We start from the raw sequence: 3,971 nt of genomic DNA, 5'->3' as shown, positions 1-3,971 counted from the left end.
GTCACGTCGTTCAAGGACTACGACCAGGCCATCGAGATCGCCAACGACACGCTGTACGGCCTCGGCGCCGGGGTCTGGTCGCGGGACGGTGGCGTCGCCTACCGTGCGGGTCGCGACATCCAGGCGGGACGGGTGTGGACCAACACGTACCACCAGTACCCGGCGCACGCGGCATTCGGTGGCTACAAGCAGTCCGGTATCGGCCGTGAGAATCACCTGATGATGCTCGAGCACTACCAGCAGACCAAGAACCTGCTGGTCAGCTACGCGGCGAAGGCTCAGGGCTTCTTCTGATGGATGTCGTTCGGGCGCCCGCGCGCCTGAAGGCAACTGCCGGGGCGGTGGATCTTCTCCGCCGCCTCGGCAGTACCCACGGGGCGCTGATGATGCATCAGTCCGGCGGATGCTGCGACGGCTCCGCGCCGATGTGCTATCCGGACGGTGAGTTCATCGTCGGTGACCGGGACGTGCTGCTCGGCGTTCTCGATCTGCGGCTCGGGGTCGGCGAGACCGGAACTTCCCGGCCCGAGGGTGCCGACGCCGTGCCCGTCTGGATCTCCGGCTCGCAGTTCGAGGCGTGGAAACACACGCAGTTGGTGCTCGACGTGGTTCCCGGACGCGGTTCGGGATTCAGTCTCGAAAGCCCGGAAGGCATGCGCTTCCTCAGTCGCGCACGCGCGTTCACTCCGGAAGAGAACACCCTCCTCGCTGCGGAGGACGTCATCGTGGGCGAACGGTGGGAGCAGGGCGAACGGCCCGCGCCCACCGCCGAACCACAGGTGGTCGCGGAAGCGGTCGACGCATGCCCCGTCCCGGGTGGCGGTGTCGGCGCACAGTCGCGTTGACAGCTCACCACTTAACGCGGTGGACACGTTCCGCTGACACGGTCAGCACAAATCGCGCTTAAGGTTCGCTTCGACCTGCCGGATCAATGTAGGGGACAAGAATGTCGCTCGTAGAACCATCCGACAACTCCGAGACAGGCGTGGGCGTTCACGAAACGCACTACGAGGGTGCGGACTTCCATGAGGAGGGTCGCAGCTACCTCGAAAAACGCACCCTGCGGAAGGGTACGGCGGGCTGGGTCCTGCTTGCCGGTCTCGGCGTGAGCTATGTGATCTCCGGTGATTACGCCGGGTGGAACAACGGCCTCGCCGAGGGCGGCTTCGGTGGCCTGCTGATCGCGGGTGTCGTGATCGCCGGCATGTACTTGGCGATGGTCCTGGGCATGGCCGAGTTGTCCTCTGCGCTTCCCGCCGCGGGTGGGGGTTACACCTTTGCTCGCCGGGCGCTCGGTCCGTGGGGTGGATTTGCCACGGGCACAGCGATTCTCATCGAATATTCCATTGCACCCGCGGCGATCGCCACCTTCATCGGCAGCTATGTCGAATCACTGGATCTGTTCGGCATCACCGACGGCTGGTGGGTGTACCTCGCCGTCTACGCCATCTTCATCGGCATCCATCTGACCGGTGCGGGTGAAGCACTCAAAGCCATGTTCGTCATCACCGGCATCGCCCTCGTCGGTCTCGTGATCTTCGCGATCTCGGCCATCGGACTGTTCGACGCCGGCAATCTCACCGATATCGCCCCCACCGATGCGGCGGGCGCGTCGGACTTCCTGCCCTTCGGCCTGTTCGGTATCTGGGCCGCGGTGCCGTTCGCCATCTGGTTCTTCCTCGCTGTCGAGGGAGTGCCGCTTGCCGCGGAAGAGGCCCGTGAACCGGAGAAGAATGTGCCGCGCGGCATTATCATCTCGATGCTGCTGCTCATCGTGACCGGCGCCGCCGTGTTGTTCCTCGCGACCGGTGCGATGGGCGCAGAGGGCCTGTCGACGTCCGGGAACCCCCTGGTCGAGGCGCTCGGCGACGGTTCTGCCGCCAAGGTGGTCAACTACATCGGCCTGGCCGGCCTGGTGGCGAGCTTCTTCTCGATCATGTATGCCTACTCGCGTCAGACGTTCGCGCTTTCGCGGGCCGGGTACCTGCCGAAGAACCTGTCTGTCACCAACACCCGGAAGGCGCCGACCCTGGCCCTCGTCGTGCCGGGTGTCGTCGGCTTCATCCTCTCGCTCACCGGTGAGGGCGCGATGCTGCTGAACATGGCCGTGTTCGGCGCGGCCGTCAGCTATGTGCTGATGATGGTCAGCCACATCGTGCTCCGTAAGCGCGAGCCCGAGATGCACCGCCCCTACCGCACACCCGGTGGGGTGGTCACCACGTCGTTCGCGCTCGTGATCGCCGCGGCCGCCGTGATCGCCACCTTCCTCGTCGATCCGGTCGCGGCACTGTGGACGTTCGTCGCCTTCGGGGCGTTCATGGCCTACTTCGGGATCTACAGCCGCCACCATCTCGTTGCCAATTCGCCCGACGAGGAGTTCGCTGTTCTTGCAGAGGCGGAGGAAGAGGTGAAGTGACCACATACAGCCAGCAGGTGGCAGGTGTCGGGTACACCTTCGCCGGTCTCGTCGATCTGATGGCGAAGGCGACTCCGCTGCGGAGCGGGGACGAACTCGCCGGGTGCGCTGCGTCGTCGGATGCCGAAAGGGCTGCGGCGCAATGGGTGTTGGCCGACGTCCCGCTCGAAACCTTCCTGAACGAACTGCTCGTTCCCTACGAGGACGACGAGGTCACCCGGCTCATCATCGATACGCATGATCGAACGGCTTTCGGTGAGATCTCTCATCTCACGGTCGGTGATTTCCGCGACTGGCTGCTCGAGGTGGCGGCGGGTGACAGCGCGGCCGAGACCCTCCGCCGCGTCGCACCGGGGCTCACCCCCGAGATGGTGGCAGCGGTCAGCAAGATCATGCGGAACCAGGACCTGATCGCCGTCGCGCGAGCGGTCACCGTCACCTCGGCATTTCGAACGACCGTCGGTGTTCCCGGACGTCTTGCGACACGTCTGCAGCCCAACCACCCCACAGATGATCCGCGTGGCATCGCCGCCGCCACGCTGGACGGGTTGCTCCTCGGATGCGGCGACGCCGTCATCGGCATCAACCCCGCCACGGATTCACCGCAGGCCACCGCAGACCTGCTGCATCTGCTCGACGACATCCGTCAACGTTTCGACATTCCGGCTCAGTCGTGTGTGCTGTCGCATGTCACCACCACGATGGGGCTGATCGAATCGGGTGTTCCCGTCGACCTCGTGTTCCAGTCGATCGCCGGAACCGAAGGTGCCAATTCCGGCTTCGGAGTCGATATCTCGCTACTCCGGGAAGCCAACGACGCGGGCCGGTCACTCGAGCGCGGCACCGTCGGCAACAACGTCATGTACCTGGAAACCGGGCAGGGCTCGGCACTCAGCGCCGGGGCGCATCTCGGTACGGGCGGCCGGGCGGTGGACCAGCAGACCCTGGAGACGCGGGCGTACGGGGTGGCCCGCGATCTGGAACCGTTGCTGATCAACACGGTGGTCGGCTTCATCGGCCCCGAGTACCTGTACGACGGCAAGCAAATCATCAGGGCTGGTCTCGAAGACCACTTCTGCGGCAAACTGCTCGGCCTCCCCATGGGTGTCGACGTCTGCTACACCAACCACGCGGAGGCAGACCAGGACGACATGGACACGCTGCTCACTCTGCTCGGGGTGGCGGGCGCGGCATTTGTCATCGCGGTGCCGGGAGCGGACGACGTGATGCTGGGGTATCAGAGTCTGTCGTTCCACGATGTCCTCTACGTCCGGCAGGTGCTCGGGCTCAGGCCCGCCCCGGAGTTCGAGAAGTGGATGCAGGGTCTGGGCATGGTCGACGAGTCGGGGCGGGTACTGGCCGTCGATGTCGGGGCATCACCCCTGCGCGCGCTGACGGGAGCACGATGAGCGATCCGGCGACACAGGAGTTCTGGGCCGAACTGCGCGCCACCACCCAGGCGCGCATCGGGCTCGGGCGTACGGGGGATGCGTTGCCGACCCGGCGGGTACTCGAGTTCCGCTTGGCACATGCCGCGGCCCGCGCCGCCGTGCAC

At 65.6% G+C, this 3,971-nt stretch carries 5 protein-coding genes; all 5 read left to right on the top strand.

What is annotated here, in order from left to right; translation table 11 throughout:
- A partial coding sequence (locus WAW17_RS15585) for an aldehyde dehydrogenase family protein (protein ID WP_422333850.1) occupies positions 1-294 on the top strand: 294 nt, incomplete at its 5' end.
- Positions 294-845 carry a DUF779 domain-containing protein gene (locus WAW17_RS15580; protein ID WP_422333849.1) on the top strand — a complete coding sequence of 184 codons (552 nt, stop codon included), beginning with the start codon at positions 294-296 and terminating at the stop codon, positions 843-845. The genes WAW17_RS15585 and WAW17_RS15580, both read left to right, overlap by 1 nt.
- 101 nt (positions 846-946) lie before the next feature.
- Positions 947-2,416, top strand: coding sequence for an ethanolamine permease (eat, locus tag WAW17_RS15575; RefSeq protein ID WP_422333848.1), 1,470 nt, complete (start codon positions 947-949; stop codon positions 2,414-2,416).
- On the top strand, positions 2,413-3,825 hold the full coding sequence (locus tag WAW17_RS15570; protein ID WP_422333847.1) for an ethanolamine ammonia-lyase subunit EutB: 1,413 nt from the start codon (positions 2,413-2,415) through the stop codon (positions 3,823-3,825). The genes eat and WAW17_RS15570 overlap by 4 nt, the downstream gene beginning before the upstream one ends.
- Positions 3,822-3,971 (top strand): ethanolamine ammonia-lyase light chain EutC (locus WAW17_RS15565; protein ID WP_422333851.1); only part of this gene is annotated, 150 nt, incomplete at its 3' end. The genes WAW17_RS15570 and WAW17_RS15565, both read left to right, overlap by 4 nt.

The organism is Rhodococcus sp. (in: high G+C Gram-positive bacteria), assembly GCF_049286785.1.
Taxonomy (GTDB): domain Bacteria; phylum Actinomycetota; class Actinomycetes; order Mycobacteriales; family Mycobacteriaceae; genus Rhodococcus_F.
Note: the sequence above shows the minus strand (reverse complement) of the source record. Positions and strands in the feature narration are given on the sequence as shown.

Coding starts and splice junctions, on each gene's coding strand:
- WAW17_RS15580 (WP_422333849.1), top strand. CDS start 294: ATGGATGTCGTTCGGGCGCCCGCGCGCCTGAAGGCAACTGCCGGGGCG.
- eat (WP_422333848.1), top strand. CDS start 947: ATGTCGCTCGTAGAACCATCCGACAACTCCGAGACAGGCGTGGGCGTT.